Source organism: Stutzerimonas stutzeri (assembly GCF_038561965.1).
Taxonomy (GTDB): domain Bacteria; phylum Pseudomonadota; class Gammaproteobacteria; order Pseudomonadales; family Pseudomonadaceae; genus Stutzerimonas; species Stutzerimonas stutzeri_AA.
On the sequence record NZ_CP139348.1, the window covers coordinates 2,469,830 to 2,490,217 of the forward strand.

Annotated in this window: 14 protein-coding genes and 1 pseudogene; 6 read left to right on the forward strand and 9 right to left on the reverse strand. The window is 62.7% G+C overall.

Annotation, left to right across the window (positions count from 1 at the left end; translation table 11 throughout):
- Positions 1 to 93 precede the first annotated feature (93 nt).
- The 6 genes and pseudogenes from glgX to glgA all read right to left on the reverse strand — a co-directional run bounded on the left by glgX (position 94) and on the right by glgA (position 10,903).
- Positions 94 to 2,244 carry a glycogen debranching protein GlgX gene (gene glgX, locus SM130_RS11210; protein ID WP_102825947.1) on the reverse strand — a complete coding sequence of 717 codons (2,151 nt, stop codon included), beginning with the start codon at positions 2,242 to 2,244 and terminating at the stop codon, positions 94 to 96.
- 92 nt (positions 2,245 to 2,336) lie between these two features.
- Positions 2,337 to 2,690, reverse strand: a complete 354-nt coding sequence (locus tag SM130_RS11215; protein WP_102825946.1) for a DUF2934 domain-containing protein — start codon at positions 2,688 to 2,690, stop codon at positions 2,337 to 2,339.
- Positions 2,687 to 5,499: pseudogene (locus SM130_RS11220) on the reverse strand (malto-oligosyltrehalose synthase). The gene SM130_RS11215 and the pseudogene SM130_RS11220 overlap by 4 nt, the downstream one beginning before the upstream one ends.
- Entirely contained in the window at positions 5,496 to 7,571 is a 2,076-nt protein-coding gene (gene malQ / locus SM130_RS11225; protein WP_102825944.1) for a 4-alpha-glucanotransferase, read from the reverse strand. Before malQ ends, SM130_RS11220 begins: the two are co-directional and overlap by 4 nt.
- Complete coding sequence (treZ, locus tag SM130_RS11230; RefSeq protein WP_102825943.1) at positions 7,568 to 9,340, reverse strand: malto-oligosyltrehalose trehalohydrolase; 1,773 nt, start codon at positions 9,338 to 9,340, stop codon at positions 7,568 to 7,570. The genes malQ and treZ overlap by 4 nt, the downstream gene beginning before the upstream one ends.
- Before the next feature lie 12 nt (positions 9,341 to 9,352).
- Complete coding sequence (gene glgA, locus SM130_RS11235; protein ID WP_102825942.1) at positions 9,353 to 10,903, reverse strand: glycogen synthase GlgA; 1,551 nt, start codon at positions 10,901 to 10,903, stop codon at positions 9,353 to 9,355.
- Positions 10,904 to 11,197: 294 nt separating this feature from the next.
- Between glgA and SM130_RS11240 the strand changes: the two genes are divergently transcribed.
- On the forward strand, positions 11,198 to 11,704 hold the full coding sequence (locus tag SM130_RS11240) for a CinA family protein (protein WP_102825941.1): 507 nt from the start codon (positions 11,198 to 11,200) through the stop codon (positions 11,702 to 11,704).
- 12 nt (positions 11,705 to 11,716) lie between these two features.
- Here the strand turns inward: SM130_RS11240 and SM130_RS11245 are convergent, their stop codons facing one another.
- A complete protein-coding gene (locus SM130_RS11245; protein WP_102826142.1) occupies positions 11,717 to 12,829 on the reverse strand; it encodes a mechanosensitive ion channel family protein in 1,113 nt (370 codons plus the stop codon).
- 195 nt (positions 12,830 to 13,024) lie between these two features.
- Between SM130_RS11245 and SM130_RS11250 the strand changes: the two genes are divergently transcribed.
- Together SM130_RS11250 and SM130_RS11255 are read left to right on the forward strand one after the other, a co-directional pair.
- Positions 13,025 to 13,555, forward strand: coding sequence for a ferritin-like domain-containing protein (locus SM130_RS11250; RefSeq protein WP_102825940.1), 531 nt, complete (start codon positions 13,025 to 13,027; stop codon positions 13,553 to 13,555).
- A 103-nt stretch (positions 13,556 to 13,658) separates the two neighbouring features.
- Entirely contained in the window at positions 13,659 to 13,943 is a 285-nt protein-coding gene (locus SM130_RS11255) for a DUF2061 domain-containing protein (protein ID WP_102825939.1), read from the forward strand.
- Positions 13,944 to 13,953: 10 nt separating this feature from the next.
- Here the strand turns inward: SM130_RS11255 and SM130_RS11260 are convergent, their stop codons facing one another.
- Positions 13,954 to 14,229 carry a DUF1652 domain-containing protein gene (locus SM130_RS11260; RefSeq protein ID WP_102825938.1) on the reverse strand — a complete coding sequence of 92 codons (276 nt, stop codon included), beginning with the start codon at positions 14,227 to 14,229 and terminating at the stop codon, positions 13,954 to 13,956.
- A 271-nt stretch (positions 14,230 to 14,500) separates the two neighbouring features.
- Between SM130_RS11260 and SM130_RS11265 the strand changes: the two genes are divergently transcribed.
- The 3 genes from SM130_RS11265 (at position 14,501) to SM130_RS11275 (ending at position 19,283) form a co-directional block, all read left to right on the forward strand.
- Complete coding sequence (locus tag SM130_RS11265) at positions 14,501 to 14,794, forward strand: hypothetical protein (protein ID WP_102825937.1); 294 nt, start codon at positions 14,501 to 14,503, stop codon at positions 14,792 to 14,794.
- A gap of 29 nt (positions 14,795 to 14,823) precedes the next feature.
- Complete coding sequence (gene ligD / locus SM130_RS11270; RefSeq protein WP_102825936.1) at positions 14,824 to 17,382, forward strand: DNA ligase D; 2,559 nt, start codon at positions 14,824 to 14,826, stop codon at positions 17,380 to 17,382.
- A gap of 98 nt (positions 17,383 to 17,480) precedes the next feature.
- On the forward strand, positions 17,481 to 19,283 hold the full coding sequence (locus SM130_RS11275) for a thiamine pyrophosphate-requiring protein (protein WP_102825935.1): 1,803 nt from the start codon (positions 17,481 to 17,483) through the stop codon (positions 19,281 to 19,283).
- A 47-nt stretch (positions 19,284 to 19,330) separates the two neighbouring features.
- On the opposite strand, the gene SM130_RS11280 is transcribed toward SM130_RS11275, so the two are convergent.
- Entirely contained in the window at positions 19,331 to 20,344 is a 1,014-nt protein-coding gene (locus SM130_RS11280) for an SDR family oxidoreductase (protein ID WP_102825934.1), read from the reverse strand.
- Positions 20,345 to 20,388: the final 44 nt, after the last annotated feature.

Genomic DNA, 20,388 nt, shown 5'->3' on the forward strand with positions numbered 1-20,388 from the left:
ACTGGCGTGGTCGCAGCGAATGATTCAGCGGGCGATCCCGCAGCGAAAAGAAAAGGCGCCCCGGCCCTTGTCGGACCGGGACGCCTTTTTTGATCACTCGTCGGACTTGATCAATTCCAACAGCAACAGCGAACGACCCGTCACGGCGTACTCGTCGTTGAAGTCGAAACGCTCGGGGCGCGCGGTCGGGTGATTGGTGTCGATCAGGCGATTCCAGTAAATGCCTTGCGGCACCTCGGGTAGCGTGAAATTCACCATGTCGTGATGCGAGTTGACGATCATCAACAGCGTCGAGTCGGAGCCGGCGCGCCGGATACCGGTAGGCTGGGCACGGCCGTCGAGCAGCATGCCCATGCAGCGGTTGTGCGCATCCTCCCACTGCTCGATGGACATTTCCTCGGCGTTTGGAGCCAGCCAGGTCACGTCCTTCACGCCCAGCTCTTCGTTGTAGGCGCCCACCAGGAACCGGCCACGGCGCAACATCGGGAAGCGCTGGCGCAGGCGGATCAGCTTGCGCGTGAAGCCGAGCAGGCCGTAGCTGTCCTCGCTGATATCCCAGTTCACCCAGCCGATTTCGCTGTCCTGGCAGTAGGCATTGTTGTTGCCGTGCTGGGTGCGGGCGAATTCATCGCCAGCGACGATCATCGGCGTGCCCTGGGAGAACAGCAGCGTGGCGAGGAAATTGCGCATCTGCCGATAGCGCAGCTCGTTGATCTCCGGGTCCTCGGTATGCCCCTCGACGCCGTGGTTCCACGACAGGTTGTTGTCGCTGCCGTCGCGGTTGCCTTCGTCGTTGTCCTCGTTGTGCTTGTGGTTGTAGGACACCAGGTCCTTCAACGTAAAGCCATCATGGGCGGTGACGAAGTTGATCGAGCTGAACGGACGCCGCCCGCGCTGGTTGAATAGATCGCCGGAGCCGGTGAGGCGGCTGGCGAAGTCGGCCAGCTGGCCGTCGTCGCCTTTCCAGAACGAGCGCACCGTATCGCGGAACTGGTCGTTCCACTCGGCCCAGCCCGGCGGGAAGCCACCGACCTGATAGCCGCCGGGGCCACAGTCCCAGGGCTCGGAAATCAGTTTGGTCTTGGCCAGTACCGGGTCCTGGCGGCAGGCGACGAGGAAGCCGTGACGCTCGTCGAACCCATCGTGCTCGCGGCCGAGAATGGTCGCCAGATCGAAGCGGAAGCCATCGACGTGCATCTCGGTCGCCCAGTAGCGCAGCGAGTCGGTGACCATCTGCAGTACACACGGGTGGCTCATGTCCAGCGTGTTGCCGGTGCCGGAATCGTTGATGTAGTAGCGCTTGTCGTCGGGCATCAGGCGGTAGTACGAGGCGTTGTCGATGCCGCGCATGGAGAGGGTCGGGCCCCGCTCGTTACCTTCGGCGGTGTGGTTGTAGACCACGTCGAGAATCACTTCGAGGTCGGCGTTGTGCAGATGCGCGACCATTTCCTTGAACTCGGTGATCTTGCCGCTGGCCAGGTACTTCGGATGCGGCGCGAAGAAGGCGATGCTGTTGTAGCCCCAGTAGTTGGCCATGCCTTTTTCCAGCAGATGCTGGTCCTGCACGAAGGCATGGATCGGCAATAGCTCAATTGACGAGACACCCAGTTTGCGGATGTAGTCGATCACTTCCGGCGTCTTGAAGCCGGCAAAAGTACCGCGCACATCGTCCGCCACCGCCGGATGGCGCATGGTGTAACCACGTACATGGGTCTCGTAGATGATCGTCTTGTCCCAGGGCACCTGCACCGGGTGATCGCGGCCCCAGGTGAAGGCCGGGTCGATAATTTTGCACTTGGGTACGAAGGGCGCGCTGTCGCGCTCGTCGAAACTGAGGTCGCCATCAGGATGGCCAATGGTGTAGCCGAATAGCGCTTCCGACCATTTCAGCTCGCCCACCAGCTGCTTGGCATAGGGGTCGATCAGCAGCTTGTTCGGGTTGAAGCGATGGCCGTTCTCCGGGTCATACGGACCGTATACGCGGTAGCCGTAGATCTGCCCGGGATGGGCATCCGGCAAGTAGCCATGCCAGATCTCGTCGGTGTACTCGGGCAACTCGATGCGCTCGAGTTCTACCTCACCACTGGCGTCGAACAGGCACAGCTCAACCTTGGTGGCGTGGGCGGAGAAAATGGCGAAATTGACCCCCAGGCCGTCCCAGGTTGCCCCAAGAGGGAAGGGCAAGCCCTCGCTGATCCTGGATGGAGTCGACACCTGTGGCACGTAGGGCTTTTTCTTACTCATGACATCTCCAGGGATGGAACGGCGTGCCGAAGCGAGCGTCGGCGCGGACGGTCATTCGACCGGCCCGACGCCGACAAGATGCCTGCCGCCTGTCAGCTTTCCTTCTTCGCGCGCGGGGTGCGGGTTTTCTTGATGACTTCAGGTGTTCCGGCCTTGGCGTCAGTGTCGGCTTTCGGTGCGGCGCGGGTCGCGCGGGGCTTCGCAGCCGGGGCGTCCTTGGCCTTGGTTTTGGCTTTGGGCGCGGCGTCGGTTGGTGTCACGTCGGTGGGTTTGGTAGCGGCCTTGCGCGGACGGCTAGCTGCCGGCTTCTCTGCAGCAGCGCCGTGTTCGGCCTCCGCCAGCTTGCGGGCCATTGCCCAGTGGCGCTCTTCTTCACCCTCCGGGCAACCCTCGGATTGCCAGATCTGATAAGCGAACTCGCGGATACGTTGCTCTTCTGAACTCATTGTTGGGATTCTCCTGTTGCTCTCATATAGACGTATGCAGGACGGCCACCGGCAGTCCGTCCAAAACCCGCGCAACCTCAAGGCTGGCTTGTTGGGATGTGACTGTCGTTCCGTCGAAAAGTCGCTCGAATTCACTACCGTCCAGCGCCTCGGGCAGCGCGATTCGGGTGTTGCCCCAGCGCTCGGCCGGCACCCTTGGCACTTCACAATCGCCCAGCAGACCGGCTGCCAGCCGCGGCACCACAACCACCAGCCATTCGCCGTCCAGCTCGCGGGCAAAGGCCAGCAAATGCTCCGACTGCTCACCACTCACCGAAAGCGCCAGATAACGACCTTCACTGAGCAGCCGCGGGTAGCGGCGGCGCAGCTGCAACGTACGGCTGATCACGCACTGCTTGATGCGACCGTCGTGCCAGCTTTGCAGCAATTGATCGAAGGACGCGGCGCTGTCGAGGCTGCGCTGGCGCGCAGCGAAGTCCACAGGCCTGCGGTTATCAGGATCAACCAGGCTGAAATCCCAATACTCGGCGCCTTGATAGAGGTCTGGCACCCCCGGCGTAGTCATGCGCAGCAAGCTTTGCACAAGACCGTTCAACGCACCGGCAGGGGCCAGCTCTGTGGCGGCCGCGGCGATTTCGTCCCGTAATGGTGCACCCTCGTCGGCAAGCAGCAGGTGCTCGACATACTGACGACAGGCGTTCTCGTAGTCGCCGTTGGGGTCGCTCCAGGTCGTCCGCAGCTTGGCTTCGCGCAGGGCTTTTTCCTGCCACTGCAGAATACGTGCGCAGAACTGCTCCATCGCCGCCTTGTCGTCTGCGCGAAGATCCAGCGGCCAGCAGCTGAGCAGGATCTGAAACAACATCAGTTCGTCGGCAGCAGAGGGCGCGTCGCCGTCGCCGAGCTGCTGGATACGGCCGGCGGTCATGTTGCGCCAGCGTCGTACCTTGCCAGCGAACCAGTCGGCCCGTTCGCTGATAACGGCCATGCGCGCCCGGGTGTCCTCGCCACGCTTATGGTCGTGGGTCGCGGTCGTCAGCATGTTGCGCGGAAAGTGCTCGACACGCTGCAGGCACTCGTCATGAAACGCTTGCAGCGGCGCGCTGAAATGCTGCGGATCGAAACCCACGTCATTACGCGAGAGCAGGATGCCGGAGCGATAGCAGGCGGTATCCTCCACGGCCTTGGCCGCGGCTGGCGAAGTCAGTTGCTGGAAGCGCGTGCAAGCGTAGCGACGGATCTTGCGCAGGTTGCGCGGAAGTGTCCGCAAGCTTTCGCCACCCAGCCAGCGCTGCAGGTGATCGAGCAGCGGCCAGTCGGCCTCGTTCAAGGTGGTCCGCGCGCCGTCCAGTGCCTGCTGGAAAAACGGCTCATCGGCTTCGCGGCGGCCAGGCGCTGCGATATAGGTGCGGTACACCGGGAAGTGGATGATCAGCTCCAGCAGCGCCCGGCGAATGGCACCGAGGGTGATGTCGCGGGTCATCACGTCGCCGCGAGCGACTTGCAGCAAGGCCAGCGCCACGGTTTCGAAGTCACCGGCCAGCGGACCGGTCAGCACCAGCTGACGTGCCTGGCGCGCTTCCTCGAGGAAGTCGGTGGTGCGCCCGCTGGTTTCGCTCCATAGCGCGCAGAGCACCGATTCACCGGCCGGATCGTGCTGCAGCAGCGAAACCTGGTTCATGAATTCGTAACCGGTGGTGCCATCCACACCCCAATCGTCATGCAGGCGCTCGCCACCAGCGAGAATCTTCTCGACATAGATCGGCACGTGATCCTGCACGGCGTCCTGCGGACGCCCAGCGTTCAGTCGGTCGACGCGGCGGCGCAGTCGCCGGCAATAGCCGCGCGGATCGGCCAGCCCGTCGATGTGGTCGATACGCAAGCCATCTACCAGGCCGTCGCCGATCAGTTCGAAAATCTTGGCGTGGGTTTCCTCGAACACTACTGGCCGCTCGACGCGCAAACCGCCCAGCTCGTTGATATCGAAGAAGCGCCGCCAGTTGATGTCGTCACCTGCGGTCCGCCAGCTGGCCAGGCGGTAGTGCTGACGTTCGAGCAGGCTGTGCAGTCGGCGGAAGCCATCCTCGGTGGTCGAGTCGTAGGTGCCGAGCGCCTGCTCGAGTGCCTGGCGGGTATCGGCGTTCTGCAACTGCTCGGCAAGCTCCGTGCGCAGCAGACGCGCAGCCTGGTAAGGCGCCGGCTCGGTCTTAAGTGCATCGAAATGCTGCGCCAGGGACCGCAGCTGCGGATGATCGGCTGCGCGCAATACCTCGCCGTAGCTAGGCGGGGTAATGGGGAAGCGATGCTCGTAGTGCTCGGCGTAAAGCGAGCCATTATCAGTGTCCAGACGCAGCTTCACGGTGCCTTGCTGCAAGGCCTCGCCATAGTCGCTGCCAAGAAAGGGCACCAACAACTGACCTTCGAGCAGCGGATCGGGCGAATTCCACTCGATATCGAAGAACTGCGCATAGGGGCTGCGGCGGCCCCACTCCAGCACGTCCAGCCACCAGGCGTTACCCGAGCCACCGACGGCCATGTGATTGGAGACAATATCTAGGATCAGGCCCATGCCTTTGCCGCGCAGCGCTTCGACGAGGCGATGCAGGGCCGGCTCACCGCCCAGCTCCGGGTTGATGCGGGTGGGATCGATCACGTCATAACCGTGCATGGAGCCGGGGCGGGCGGTCAGCAGCGGTGAGGCGTAGATATGGCTGATGCCGAGCTCGGCGAAGTAGTCCACCAGCGCGGTGGCGTCGTCCAGCGTGAAATCGCGGTGGAATTGCAGTCGCAGGGTTGCGGTGAGGTCTTTCATCGATGCGCAGCTCCACGATGATTGCGGCGGGCTTGCGCAAAGGACGCCAGCCGACGGCTACTGGCCGGGCTGTCGAGCAACGTTGCACTGTCGCCGGGATAGCGGCGACGCCAGTTGGGATGGGTTTCGACAATGCCGGGCATGTTGGTCTGTTCTTCCAGGCCAAGCGCATCTTCGACCGGTACCAGCACCAGCGGTGCCGGGGTATGGGCCAGGAAGCAGATGGCGGCATCAACGGCGTCCTCAGCGCTCAGCAGCACATCCGGGTTCTTACCGCTGTACTCGCACAAGGCGCGATTCAGCCCGGCGCGCTCCTTCTCGCGCGCTCGCCACTGGGCGTCGCGGTCGGATTCGGGCACCTGACCGACCTTGATGCGCCAGTCGATATCGTGACCTTGCCACCAACCCGTCAGGGTCGGGATGTCGTGGGTGCTGCTGGTCGCCAGCGCCTGCGCTGGATACTGGCCAGGCGTTTGGAAATGGCCGTCATGCTGTTCGAACAGCAACACCCGCATGCCCAGGATTCCACGTGCTGCGAGTACGTCCCGCAGACCGTGGGGAATGGTGCCGAGGTCCTCGCCGAGGATCACCGCCTGATGGCGCCAGGCTTCGAGACAGAGCAGGCGCAGCATGTCGTCGAAGGGGAAGTTGAGGTACACGCCGCGCTTCGGATCGGCGCCGGCGGGTACAACCCAGAGGCGCTTCAGGCCCAGCACATGGTCGATGCGCATGCCGCCGGCGTGAGCGAGGTTGGCCCGCAGCATCTCGATGTAGGCGCGAAACCCGTTCTGCTGCAAGCCCCAGGGCGAGAAGGCGGAGATGCCCCAGTTCTGTCCGTCGCGGTTCATGATGTCCGGCGGAGCACCGACGCTCAGCGATGCCAGCAGCTCGGATTGCCGGCTCCAGGCCTGGCTGCCGCCGCCATCGGCGCCCACGGCCAGATCGGAAATCAGGCCGATGCGCATGCCAGCGCTGCGCGCAGCGACCTGTGCGCGCTCCAGACCGCGGGCCATCAGCCACTGGCCGAAAGCGTGGTAACTGACTTCATCCGAATGTTCACGGGCGAAGGCCTCGACCGCTGGGCTGGCTGGGTCGCGGTAATCGCTTGGCCAGTCATTCCAGTGTTGGGTATGGCCAAGTCCGTCGCGCAAATGGCTGTGCAGGACTTCGAACCGGCAATGGTTTTCCAATGCCTCGCCGCCGGCGCTGCGGAAGCTGTCGAAATCGGCCTGTAGCGGATTCTCCCCTTGGCTGAAATCGTCGAACAACTGGCGAAGCAGCTTTTGACGCGACTGCGCAACGGCAGGCCAGTCGATCAGATCAAGACGCTCGAGCCGCTCCAGTTCCTCCCGGAGTCCGCAGGTCTCGATAGCCAGCCGGAGCGGTCGTTCGCCGAGGATCGACCCGGGCGCGGCATGTAGCACGTTGAAGAACAGCCGGCTCGAGGGCGAGTAGGGGCTGTACTGATTGATGTGCGCGCCAAACATTGCGTGCCCCGGACTGATGCCCAGCGCATCGGCGCCATGGGCAGCGGCATTGCTGACGAGGGCTTCGAGCGCCTGGGTGTCGCCCAGACCACCATCGCCTGTCCGGCGCAGTCCGTATAACTGCACCGTCAGACCCCAGGCGTCCGCCCCGGCGATTTCGGCGACGGTGGGACAGGAGAGCGGCGCGACAGCCACGGTCAACTGATACTTGTCGATGGTCAGCCGGTAATAGCCAGGGGTGTCGATAGCCGGCAGGCGCGCCTGGAAATCGAGCGTGCCCTGCTGGGCGTCGCCATCTTCTGCCTGCAACTCGAAACGACTTGCGGCGGGAAAGTAGGCGGAAAGATCCAGCGCAGCGTGCTGATCGCACGTAAGCAAGGGTGGCACGCCGCCGTGGTTGTTCTTGTGAGCCAGTATCTCGAGGCTGGCGTCGATATCTGCATCGGTCTCTGCGGCCAGCCCGAGACAGGCCAGCACGTCACGCAGCACAGCCGGCTCGACCCGTTGTTCACGGTTATCGGCATCAACCCAGTCGATGGATAAACCGGCGGCTTCGGCCAGGCGGATCAGGGATTCGTCGCTCATTTGGCTTTCTCCAGATACAGCTTGGCCATACGAGGCGGCAATTGGTCGGGCATGTCATCCGACTCACGGCTGGCGAACAGCAATTGCGCAACGCTAGACGAGGCGGGCAGTGGAGCGGCTTGTTCGCCAAGGTTCAGCTCAAGGCGCAGCTGGCTGCCGTCACCCAGCTGCCAGCGGGCAAGCACGGCCGCATCGCCAAGCACGCTGGAGCCGAGAAACGCCGCACCGGGCAGGCGCGGCACGATCTCGCCATGGCGGATGCGCAGCAGCTGGCGGTACAGCGCATACCACTCGGCATGCCCGGCGCTTTCATGGGCGCCGAAGTCCGGCCGCGAATCCTCAAAGGTCGATGCCTCGTTAGGGTCTGGAATGCGCTCGCGGGTGGCTTCATCAGCAAACTCGGCGAATTCTGCAAACTCGTTGCGACGGCCCTCACGCACTGCGTCGGCCAGCTCTCCGTGATGGCTGGTGAAAAACAAGAACGGTTGGCGCGAACCCCATTCCTCGCCCATGAACAACAGCGGGATCATTGGCGACAGCAACAGCGCCGCGGTGGCGGCACGAAGCGCATCCGCATCGGCAAGCGTAATCAGGCGATCACCGAAGGCACGGTTGCCGGTCTGATCGTGGTTCTGCAGGAACAGCACGAATGATGTCGGCGGAAGGTGGCCACTGGGCTCGCCACGGGCTTCGCCACGGCGATTGTTCTGTCCCTGGTAGATGAAACCTTCGCCAAGGAAGCGCGCCAGCTTTGTCGTCGAGTCCTGGTGATAGTCGCCGTAGTAGCCCTGGCTTTCGTCGGTCAGTAGCGCGTGCAGCACGTTGTGACCATCATCATTCCACTGCGCTGTGAACCCCTGTGTGAGCAGGCTGGAGCGGTTGTCCTCGTTCTCCAGAACCAGATGCACATGGCGGCCAGGCTCCACAGTGGTGTGTACACGCTCGGCCAGTTCAGTCAGGAAGCTGCGATCAGGGATGGCATGCACGGCATCGAAACGCAGACCGTCGAAACGGTAGTCCATCAGCCACATCAGCGTGTTGTCGATGAAGAAATCGCGCACTTCGCGGCGGCGGAAGTCTATGCCGTCGCCCCAGGGGGTTTGCTGGTCGTGACGGAAAAAGTGTTTGGCATAACGGCCGAGATAATTGCCGTCCGGGCCGAAGTGGTTGTAGACCACATCAAGGAACACCATCAGACCCAGGCCGTGAGCGGTATCGATCAGGTGCTTGAGTTCTTCCGGGCTGCCGTAGGCCGCTTCCGGTGCATAAGGCAGGACGCCGTCGTAACCCCAGTTGCGATCGCCGGGAAACTCGGCGATGGGCATCAGCTCGATCGCTGTCACGCCGAGTTCAGCGAGCGCGGCGAGGTGCTTTTCCATTGCGGCGAAACCGCCATACAGACCGACATGGGTCTCATACAGCACGGTCTCGTGCCATGGCCGGCCGCGCCAGTCGGCGTTGCGCCAGAGATAATTATTCTGCGTATCGACCACCAGGCTCGGCGCGTGTACGTCGCCAGCCTGTGCTCGCGATGCCGGGTCAGGAACATGCAACTCGTCGTCGATAAGAAACCGGTAGAGCGTACCGGCCCCGTAAGGTGCCTCGATGCTGTACCAGCCGTCTTGCCCCGCGGTCATCGGCAGCGTTTGTGCGCCTACAACGATCAGACTGACACTCTGCGCATCGGGCGCCCAGAGTCTGAAACGGGTCGTCCCGTCGTCCAGCAACTCCGGACCGTGATGCCCGATATAGGCACGCTGCTTCTGCATTGAACAACCTCTTCAGATTAAAAGACGAACCTCGCGGCGCTCTCCGAGCAGTTGCCGGTAAAGCGCGTCATAGGGTTCGATCGCATGACGCCAGAAAAATCCACCCGCCATCGCACGGCAGCGCATGGCACTGAGAAGTTGCGGATGCTGATGGATCGCCAGCGCGCGCTGCACTGCTTGGCGGTAGCTGGCGACGTCGGACTCGTTGAACAGGAAGCCGGTGACGCCATCCTCGATGGAGTCGGCCAGCCCACCGGTGCGCCGCGCGATGGGCAGCGAGGCATAACGCTGGGCGTACATCTGGCTGAGCCCGCAGGGTTCGTAGCGCGACGGCATGAGGAGAAAATCGCTGCCGGCGAACAGGCGCCGTGCATCGGTTTCGTTGAAGCCAATGTGTGCCGCGACCCGGCCGGGATACTGAGCGGCCAACTGGCGGACCTGGTCCTCGATGTAATGATCGCCCTGGCCCAGAATCGCCAGCTGGCCGCCGCCTTCAACGATGGCATGCGCGACGTCGAGAGTGAGGTCGACACCCTTCTGGTGCACCAGACGCGAAACCACGGCGAACAGCGGAGCACGAGAATCCTCAAGCCCGAAGGACTCCCGGATATAGGCGGCATTCGCATTCTTGCCAGCCCAGTTACGCGCGCTGAAGCCGCTTACCAGATAGGGATCGCTTTCCGGCTCCCAACTCTCGTCAATGCCGTTGAGCAGACCGCTGAGAAGACCCTGGCGGGCTTTCATGCTGAGGAAGCCTTCCATGCCACAGCCGAATTCCGGCGTAGTGATTTCTTCGGCATAGGTGGCGCTCACCGTGGTCACTCGGTTGGCATAGGCAATGCCGGCCTTGAGCAGCGATAGCTTGCCGTAGAACTCCATCCGTTCTGGGTCGCAGGCTTCCACCGGAATTCCCAGCAGACGCCGCTGCGCCATGTCGATGTTGCCCTGGTAGGCGAGGTTATGAATGGTGAAGACGCTCGGCGTGTTCAAACCGCGCCAGCGCATGTAGGCGGGCACCAACCCGGCCGGCCAGTCGTGGGCGTGAACCAGCTCCGGGGCCCAGCGGATGCAGGCCGTGCCCGCAGCGATCTCCGCAGCAGCGAGGCCGAGGCGAGCGAAGCGCACCGGGTTGTCCGGCCAGTCGTTACCGTGGCCGTCGCCGTACGGCGAGCCTTCGCGCTCATACAGCTCGGGGCAGATCAGCACGTAGATGATCAGCCCGTCAGGCATGTCCATCCGGCCGATGCGGCAAGCGGGTATTTCGGCATAGCCGCTTAGCGAGCCAACTGTGCGGATGGCGTGGCCGCTGTTGATCACCTGTGAATAGCCAGGAATCAACACGCGTACGTCATGTCGAGCGCCCAGCGCACGGGGCAGCGCAGCCGAGACATCGGCGAGCCCGCCGGTCTTGACCAGGTCGGTCAGCTCCGAGGTAACGAAAAGGATTTTGCGTTTGTCATCGTGGCTACTGCGAATCTGCAGGGCAGGGCGAGCAACCAGGGGCATAGCGGGTTGGGCCTTCGGTGTTCCGGCAGGCCGAGCGTTCACAGCGGCAATACTCATCACGATCTCCCCAAAGCCTCGGCGTTCCAGATGCCGGTGCCAGCTACGAGCATATTTCTCCTATGCAACGATCTGATGACCGCCACATACCATGAACACGACCAGGCTGAATCAATTCGGAGCTGCCGCGAGGGCAGGCAGAGCTGCGTTGGCCCTGCCAAAATCCAGACCCGGTGTCGCTGTAGAAGTTCTCAAAATCCGATCAACAGCCGCTGCCGGAACTCGCAGCCGGCCGATCTGCTCCGAATACAGAGTCGTGAAGGCAATGACCCTGAAACTGCTGGAGCAAAAAACATGCAAGAGATCGAACAAGTCGTAGCTTTTTTGCAGCGCGAGGAATTGAAGCTGACTACGGCCGAGTCCTGCACCTGCGGCCTGATGGCGTCGCTGATGGGCGATATACCGGGCTGCGGCCAGGTTCTGGACAGCGGCTTCGTGGTTTATTCGCCCAAGGCAAAGAACCGCCTGCTCAGCGTTGATTTCGAAACCATCGAGAACTTCGGTCTCACCAGCGAAGAGGTGGCGTGCGAGATGGCGATCGGTGCGCTGAACGCCAGCGTCGCTACCCTGGCCGTGGCCAATACAGGCGTCGCCGATGATGACGAGGAAGACGAAGGCGGCACGCAGTGCTACGCCTATGCACTGATGCGGGGCGATCGGCAGGTGGTCGTGAGCGAAACGGTGCAGTTCGAGGGTGACCGCGTGGATATCCGCAAGCAGGCTGCACGGCACGGGCTGACTCAGTTGCCGGAACGGTACGCGCAGTTGCTGAAGAAACTCGAGGCAGCAGAGGCGCGTTAGTCACGCGAGGGGTCACACCGGCGGTTGACGCTCCGGTTCCACATGCTCGGGCTGTGAGGTATCGACGCGCTGCTTGTGCCCAACACTCAGATCCGCCCGAACCTGCGGCAGCGAATGCGGATACTGGCGCTGGATGAAGCCCAGCAGGTTTTCGCGGATATGGCAGCGCAGGTCCCAGTTGCGCGAAGAGTCCGGCGAACTGACCAGAGCGCGTAACTGGATGGACTTTTCGCTGGTATCCGTCACTTGCAGCACGCAAACCCTGCCGTCCCAAAGCTCCGGGACTTCCTTGCATAGCCGCCGCAACTCCTCACGCAGCGGCTCCAGCGGTAGCGAGTAATCGGCCCAGAGGAAAACCGTGCCGATCAGGCTGGAGCCGCGGCGGGTCCAGTTCTGGAACGGCTTCTCGATGAAGTACTGCAGCGGCACCACCAGGCGGCGGTCGTCCCAGATACGCACGACGACATAGGTACCGGTAATTTCCTCGATGCGCCCCCACTCGTTCTCGATGATGACCACATCGTCCAGGCGGATCGGCTGAGTCATGGCGATCTGCATGCCGGCAATCAGGTTGGCCAGCACCGGCCTTGCAGCGAAACCCACGGCAAGACCGGCAAGCCCTGCCGAGGCCAGCAAGCTGGCGCCGAACTGGCGAGCGCCAGGAAACGTCATCAGCATGGCCGCTGCGCCAACCAACAACACGAAGAAGGCCAGGGTGCGCAGCAATACCCGCGACTGGGTCTGGATTTGCCTGGCGCGCAGGTTGTCGACCACATCCACCGGGTTGCGCAACAGGATGAACTGCTGCAGACCGCGAAGCAGACGCATCACCAGCCAGGTGAGATTGGCGATGATCAGCAGCGTGGTTACATGGCGCGCCCCATCGATCAGCAACAGCTCATCGGAGGCAGACGTCCATACGCCCTGAAGCCCTATCAGCGGCAGCAGCACCCGGATGGGCTTTTCCAGCTGCTCTGACAGCTCACGGGTAAACAGGAAGACGCGGGCCAGGCGCAGCATCAGTGCGGTCAGCAGACGACCGAACAGGCTCAGAAACAACACCACGAACAGTGCAGCAGCCAGCGTACGCAGCGCCGGCTGACTGATGTACTGATCCCATTGCAGGAGAAACGCAGGCAATTCGATAAGGAAGCTCCGGTAAACCGTTCGTCAGGGCCAGTGACCGGCCGCATGCGGCAAAAGTTCAGGTGCCTGGCATGCCGGACGGGTGGGCGGAACTCTTGTGCGCGGGGTCTTTCACAAAATCAAGCGGGCCAAAAATGACGCCCGGTTTTTCCAGACCTCATAGGAGAGAACCCCATGCAAAGTGCACAGACTGGCAACGACGTCCGTATCGAACGCCTTATCGAGTGGCTGCGCGACGCGCACGCCATGGAAGCGCAGGCTGAAACCATGCTGAACAAGCAGGCCAGCCGCATCGACCATTATCCGCAGCTCAAGGCTCGCATCGAGCAGCACATTACCGAGACTCAGAACCAGGCCAAGCTGATCGAGGGCTGCCTGCAGCGCTACGACAAGTCCTACTCCGGTCTGAAGGATATGGGCGGCAAGATGATGGCGATGGGACAAGCCATGGGCGGCATGATGGTCAACGACGAGGTCGTCAAAGGCGCTCAGATGGGCTACGTCTTCGAGAACCTGGAGATCGCTTCGTACACGATCCTCATCGCCGCGGCAGAAGCGGTAGGCGACATGCAGACCAAGGAAGTCTGTGAGCGCATTCTGGTGGAAGAGGTGGCAATGGCGGACTGGCTACGTGATCACCTGCCCGAGCTGACCCAGGCCTATCTGACCCGGGCAGCCGAGCCCAACGTCGAAGCCAAGCGCTAACTGTTTGCCTGCAAAGCCCGGCCGATGACCGGCCGGGCTTATCTGTCCCGTCCAGAGGCCGGCATATGCAGCGAGCTGTGCATGTGAGCGGTGGAAGCTGCCAATGAAACAACGTCCTTTAGTCAAGACCCTGACCTTTGCCGTGCTGCACTTCGCCACGGCGTTCATCGTCGTCTACGCGCTGACCGGAAGCCTGGTGATAGGCGGAGCCGTCGCGCTGATCGAACCGCTGTGCAACACGGTGGTGTTCTACCTGCACGAACGCGCCTGGCAGCGTTTTGGGCGCCAGAAGGCGACCGAAAGCCACAGCTACGGGCACGACGTTTTTCTGAAATACATGACCCGCGGTCGATCAGCCAGCGGGCGTGTCGTCCGCTCGCCACGCTGATCGACCTCGCCTACTCCGCTCGGCTGAACGTCTCGCCATCTGCGCGCAGCGTACTGCGGGTGGCGAACATTTCGATGCGTAGCTCCTGAGCCAGGCGCACCAGGTTCGCCGCGTCGCGGCACTGGTCGTACGAGATGCCGAGGACGGTTAGCTCTTCGCTGGGTGGTTCATGGTACAGACGCACACTGAGCGAGCTGTCGGGCTCGGCGCGGCACTCACACTGAAACGGGCGCAGATAGGTGTGCAGAATGGCTTCGATTTTGAACAAAGGAAGACGTGTGCTCATAAATCCTCCCTGAGAGGAGGTGACTTAAGCGCAGTAAAGCATTCGCTGCGCGCCTGGATTCCCCGACGTCTTTCAACCGTAGCAGCGCTAGTCGTGTTGTAAATGCGGCGATATGTCCACCTCGCGGATTAAGTCGCGCAGAGGCTCTACATGGCCATTTGCGGGAACCGCCACTTGTCGGAACCCGCTCAGCGGGCTGATTTGCGCTTGCTGAACTCGTACCGGTACGGGGTGACCAAATTAAGTACCTAGTTCTTCGCGGAGATCCGAGATGAAGAGATTGATGCTAACCGCAATGCTGAGCGCGCTGATCGCAGCGCCGGCACTCGCGCAGTTCCCCGCGGGCACCCCGCGCGACGATACCGGCTCCCGACCGAGCCCCATGGGCAACCCGACTCCTCAGGAAGAAGTGGAGACGCGCAAGGATTACAAAGGCCGCACCGTCACCGAGGACGGCCGCCCCGTTGCGCCACGCATGGGTGAAGAGGACTCCACCGACCCGACCCGTCATTCGGCACCCGGTGGCCCGAATGACACCTCGACCGATGCCGGCAAAGTCGAATAGCACCAGACGTCATCTGCTGGAGACCTGTCATGGCGCTTGACGATTACCAGCGCATGCGTGACTTCGCCGCCACGCCCGAACCATCGGGCAAGTCCCGCAGCAAGGCGCGCAAAACACAGGCGTTGCAGTACTGCATCCAGAAACACGACGCCACGCGCCTGCACTACGATTTTCGCCTGGAGCTCGACGGCACCCTGAAGAGCTGGGCCATCCCCAAGGGCCCGAGCCTGGACCCCAGCGTGCGCCGCCTGGCCGTTCATGTGGAAGACCATCCACTGGAATATGCGACGTTCGAGGGCAGCATCCCTGCCGGGCATTACGGTGCCGGTGACGTGATTGTCTGGGACCGTGGCGTGTGGACGCCCGAGGGCGATCCCCAAGAGGCATATCGCAAGGGCAAGCTGAAATTCACGCTGGAAGGCGAAAAGCTTGCTGGCAGCTGGAACCTCGTGCGAACCCGCATGGATGGGAAGAAGGAACAGTGGTTTCTGATCAAGTCCCGCGACGAAGCGGCGCGCGAGGAAGGCGATTACGATGTCGTCAGCGCCGCGCCGGACAGCGTACTCAGCGATCGCACCCTGGTTCCGCGCAAGCGTGGTGCAACCAAGGCGCGTGTTGCGGAATCGCCGCCCAAACCTCTCAAGGCGCCGGCGAAAAAGCGTGCCGTGCGCGAGCAATCTGCCACGGCCAAGCTGGAAGGGGCCGTCCCGGCCGAGCTGCCGGCCAGTTTCAAGCCGCAGCTGGCCACACTGGTCGACTCGGTGCCTACCGGCGACTGGCGCTACGAAATCAAGTTTGACGGTTACCGCATGCTGGCCCGCATCGAGTCGGGCAAGGTCGCACTGTTCACCCGCAACGGCCATGACTGGACCGCAAAGATGCCTCAGCAGGCAGCTGCACTAGCAGGCCTGGGGCTTGAATCCGGCTGGCTGGACGGCGAGGTGGTGGTACCGAACGAGGAGGGCGCCCCGGACTTTCAGGCGTTGCAGAACGCCTTCGAGGCAGGCCGCAGCGGCAGCATTCTTTACTACCTGTTCGACGCGCCTTACCTGAACGGCATGGACCTGCGCGAAGTTGCGCTGGAACAACGCCGCGAGGCGCTGCGTGAAGCACTGGAACGCAGCGACAGCGATTTGCTGCGTTTTTCCGAAGACTTTACCGATCAGCCGGACAGCATCCTGGAAAGCGCCTGCCAGATGAAACTCGAAGGCTTGATCGGCAAGCGCGCTGGCAGCACCTACACATCCAAGCGCAGCAGCAGCTGGGTGAAGATCAAGTGCAGCAATCGCCAGGAATTCATCATTGTCGGCTACACCCAGCCCAAAGGCAGCCGTACCGGCTTCGGCGCTTTGCTGCTGGGGCTGCACGACGAAAGCGGAAAACTCCTGTATGCGGGCAAGGTCGGCACCGGCTTCAATCACGCCACGCTGCAAAGCCTGCACAAGCAGCTTCAGAAGCTGGAAACGGATAAAAGCCCCCTGGCTAAAGCTGCACCTGCAGCCGACGTACGTGGGGCGCAATGGCTCAAGCCCGATTTGATGTGCGAAGTCGCCTACGCCGAGATGACCCGCCAGGGCGTGGTTCGCCACTCGGTTTTTCACGGCCTGCGCTCGGACAAGCCAGCCAAAGCGATTACCCATGAGCGGGCCCAACCGGCCAATCGCGCACCCAGGTCGGCGCGGCAAAAGGCCGATCCCATTGGCAGCGGCCGGATCAAGATTTCCAATCCCGATCGGGTCATCGACCCCAGCAGCGGCATCACCAAGGTCGAACTGGCGAAGTTTTACGCCCAGGTCGCGCCTTGGGCCTTGCCGCAGCTGCGCCAGCGGCCGCTGGCACTGGTCCGCGCTCCGGAGGGCATCACCGGCGAACTGTTCTTCCAGAAGCACGCCGACAAACTGTCGATACCGCATATCACCCAGCTGGACCCTGCGCTCGATCCCAAGCACGGCGCACTGCTGGTCATCGATAGCGTCGAGGCGCTGGTCAGCGCCGCGCAGATGGGCACTATCGAACTGCATAGCTGGAATGCCGTAGCGCCGCAGCTGGAGAATCCAGACCGCTTCGTGCTCGACCTCGACCCGGACCCGGCGCTGCCGTGGAAAAGCATGATCGAAGCGACCCAGCTGACCCAGACGCTACTGGACGAAATCGGCCTAGCCTCTTTCCTCAAGACCAGCGGTGGCAAGGGCCTGCATATCATCGTGCCGCTTGATCCGGTGCATGACTGGACCGAGGTGAAAGGCTTCAGCCAGGCAATCGCCAAGTACCTGGCCAAGCTGTTGCCGTCGCATTTCTCCGCCGTCAGCGGACCGAAGAACCGGGTAGGACGAATATTCATCGACTACCTGCGCAACAGCCGCGGCGCCAGCACGGTCGCCGCGTACTCGGTGCGTGCGCGGGAAGGCCTGCCGGTTTCTGTGCCCATCCACCGTGAAGAGCTGGCCGATCTGAAAGGTGCCAACCTCTGGACCGTACGCAACCTGCTGGAGCGTCTGCAGCAGTTGGGCGATGACGATCCCTGGGCTGCCATCGCGCAAACCAGGCAGCGCATTACAGCGCAGATGCGTGAGCGGCTGGGCCTTTGATACCAGGGTTCGCCCAATCAAATTCGGCTTCATGGGTTGGGCCAGCTCCTGGCTTCGGCCCGCACCGTACAACGTCAACCAGTCAGGGGAGCAAGGTTATGAGTGGCATGACCGTAGGAGATTATTTTGTCGAACGGCTCTACCAGTGGGGCGTTCGGCGTATCTATGGCTACCCCGGTGATGGCATCAATGGGGTACTCGGTGCGCTGAACCGGGCGGGCGGCAAGATCCGCTTCATCCAAGCGCGCCATGAGGAAATGGCCGCCTTTATGGCGTCGGCCGATGCCAAGTTCAGCGGCGGCCTTGGCGTTTGCCTATCGACCTCCGGCCCGGGCGCCTCGCACCTTCTGACGGGGCTGTACGACGCGCGTCTCGATCACATGCCCGTCCTTGCTATCTGCGGTCAACAGGCGCGCACCGCGCTAGGTGCGCATTACCAGCAGGAAATCGACCTGCCGGCCATGTTCAAGGATGTCGCCGGCGCCTTCGTTCAGCAGGCCTCGGCGCCGGCGCAGGTGCGTCATCTGGTGGACCGGGCGATACGCACCGCCTTCGCCGAGCGCAAGGTCGCCGCGATCATTTTGCCCAACGACTTGCAGGAGGCCGAGTACAGCGAACCACCGCGCGCCCACGGCGCGGTGCTGTCGGGCATCGGTTATACCCGGCCGAAGATACTGCCCTACGACGTAGATCTGCAGCGCGCTGCCGAGGTGCTCAATAGCGGCAAGAAGGTCGCCATCCTGGTTGGCGCCGGTGCGCTGGGGGCGACAGATGAAGTTATCGCCGTGGCCGAAAAGCTCGGCGCTGGCGTCGCCAAGGCGCTGCTCGGCAAAGCCGTCGTGCCAGACGACCTGCCTTGGGTCACCGGCTCCATCGGCCTGCTTGGTACCGAGCCAAGCTACAAGTTGATGACCCAGTGCGACACCTTCCTGATGATTGGCTCGGGTTTCCCCTATTCGGAGTTCCTGCCGGAGGAGGGGCAGGCGCGCGGCGTACAGATCGACATCAAGGCCGACATGCTGAGCATCCGCTATCCGATGGAGGTGAACCTGCATGGTGAGGCGGCCGAGACGCTGCGCGCCTTGCTGCCATTGCTGGAGGAAAAGACCGATCGTAGCTGGCAGCAGCAAGTGGAGAAGTGGCGCGGCAAATGGGAGAAAACACTCGAAGAACGGGCCATGGCCAGCGCAAGTCCGATCAACCCGCAGCGGGTGACCTGGGAATTGTCGCCGCGTCTGCCCGACGGGGCGATCATCACCAGCGATTCGGGTTCCTGCGCCAACTGGTTCGCTCGGGACATCAAGATACGTCGCGGCATGATGTGCTCGCTGTCGGGCGGGCTAGCCTCGATGGGGGCCGCCGTGCCCTACGCCATCGCGGCGAAGTTTGCCCATCCGGACCGCCCGGTGGTGGCGCTGGTCGGTGACGGTGCGATGCAAATGAACAACATGGCCGAGCTGATCACCGTGGCTAAATACTGGAAGGAGTGGGAAAACCCGCACTGGATCTGCTGCGTGTTCAACAACGAGGACCTCAATCAGGTGACCTGGGAGCAGCGCGTGATGGAGGGCGATCCGAAATTCGAGGCCTCGCAGAACATCCCGGACGTGCCTTATCACCGTTTCGCCGAGTCGATCGGCCTGAAAGGCATCTTCTGCGACCGCGAGGATCAGGTCGCCGCCGCCTGGGAAGAAGCGCTGGCGGCCGAACGGCCGGTGTTGCTCGAATTCAAGACGGACCCGAACGTGCCGCCACTGCCGCCGCACATCAAGCTCGAACAGGCCAAGGCGTACGCCTCGGTGCTGTTGCATGGCGATCCGGACCAGCGCGGGATCATCAAGCAAACAGCCAAGCAGGTGCTTGGCTCGATCCTGCCGGGACACGACAACGACAAGAAGTGATGCTTGCATGCCCTTTACCGCCCGATCGGGCGGTACAGAGGCTCTCACTAAGGCTGGCCATTGCCGCCGGAAGCACCGAATACCTGGCCGGTAACGTAGCTGGCCTCGGTGGACGCCAGCAGCACGTACAACGGAGCGATCTCCGCTGGCTGGCCCGGGCGGCCCAACGGCGTATCGCCGCCGAAGCTCTGCAGGTTTTCCATGGTCTGGCCACCGCTGACCTGTAGCGGCGTCCAGAAAGGCCCGGGCGCCACGGCGTTCACCCGAATGCCTTTTTCGATCAGCTGCTTGGCCAAGCCCTTGCTGAAATTGCTGATGGCCGCTTTGGTCAGCGAGTAGTCCAACAGGTTGGCCGGCGGGTCATCGGACGTAACCGATGAGGTATTGATGATCGATGCGCCCTCCGGCATGTGCGGCACAGCAGCCTTGGTAATCCAGAACATGGCGTAGAGGTTGGTCTTCAGCGTCCAGTCGAACGCCTCACTGGTGATGTCGAGGATTGACTGCTCGCTGTTCTGCCGCGCTGCGTTGTTGACCAGGATATCGAGCCCACCCAGCTCCTCGACGGCGCGCTGCACCAAGGTACGGCAGAAGGCTTCGTCGCGAATGTCGCCCGGCAGTGCGACCGCCTTGCGTCCGGCGTCGCGGATCAACGTAATCACCGACTGGGCGTCCGGCTCCTCATCCGGGAGATAGCCGATGGCGACATCGGCGCCTTCGCGGGCGAAGGCAATTGCCGCCGCGCGGCCTATGCCCGAATCACCGCCAGTGATCAGCGCCTTGCGCCCGGCGAGCCGGTTTGAGCCGCGGTAGCTCTTCTCGCCGTGATCGGGTAACGGCTGCATGTCCCGCGCGAGCCCCGGCCAGGGCTGCGATTGCTTGTCGAAGGGCGGTTGCGGATAGAGGCTCTTCGGGTCGCGCAGCGGCCTGGGGCTCGCCTGCTGCGTGGCGCTGGCGTCAGCGGCCTGAACAAAACCCGGTAGCACCACACCGGCAGCGAGTGTTGCAGCGGCACCCTGAATGAGCTTGCGCCGCGAGCTGTCATGATCGTTTGAATGCATGGGAAACCTGCAAAGCTGTGCGGTATCGGCAATCCATCAGCCGA

Coding starts and splice junctions, on each gene's coding strand:
- treZ (WP_102825943.1), bottom strand. CDS start 9,340: ATGCAGAAGCAGCGTGCCTATATCGGGCATCACGGTCCGGAGTTGCTG.
- SM130_RS11260 (WP_102825938.1), bottom strand. CDS start 14,229: ATGAGCACACGTCTTCCTTTGTTCAAAATCGAAGCCATTCTGCACACC.
- SM130_RS11250 (WP_102825940.1), top strand. CDS start 13,025: ATGCAAAGTGCACAGACTGGCAACGACGTCCGTATCGAACGCCTTATC.
- SM130_RS11215 (WP_102825946.1), bottom strand. CDS start 2,690: ATGAGTTCAGAAGAGCAACGTATCCGCGAGTTCGCTTATCAGATCTGG.
- ligD (WP_102825936.1), top strand. CDS start 14,824: ATGGCGCTTGACGATTACCAGCGCATGCGTGACTTCGCCGCCACGCCC.
- malQ (WP_102825944.1), bottom strand. CDS start 7,571: ATGAGCGACGAATCCCTGATCCGCCTGGCCGAAGCCGCCGGTTTATCC.
- SM130_RS11240 (WP_102825941.1), top strand. CDS start 11,198: ATGCAAGAGATCGAACAAGTCGTAGCTTTTTTGCAGCGCGAGGAATTG.
- SM130_RS11265 (WP_102825937.1), top strand. CDS start 14,501: ATGAAGAGATTGATGCTAACCGCAATGCTGAGCGCGCTGATCGCAGCG.
- SM130_RS11255 (WP_102825939.1), top strand. CDS start 13,659: ATGAAACAACGTCCTTTAGTCAAGACCCTGACCTTTGCCGTGCTGCAC.
- SM130_RS11280 (WP_102825934.1), bottom strand. CDS start 20,344: ATGCATTCAAACGATCATGACAGCTCGCGGCGCAAGCTCATTCAGGGT.
- SM130_RS11275 (WP_102825935.1), top strand. CDS start 17,481: ATGAGTGGCATGACCGTAGGAGATTATTTTGTCGAACGGCTCTACCAG.
- glgX (WP_102825947.1), bottom strand. CDS start 2,244: ATGAGTAAGAAAAAGCCCTACGTGCCACAGGTGTCGACTCCATCCAGG.
- glgA (WP_102825942.1), bottom strand. CDS start 10,903: ATGAGTATTGCCGCTGTGAACGCTCGGCCTGCCGGAACACCGAAGGCC.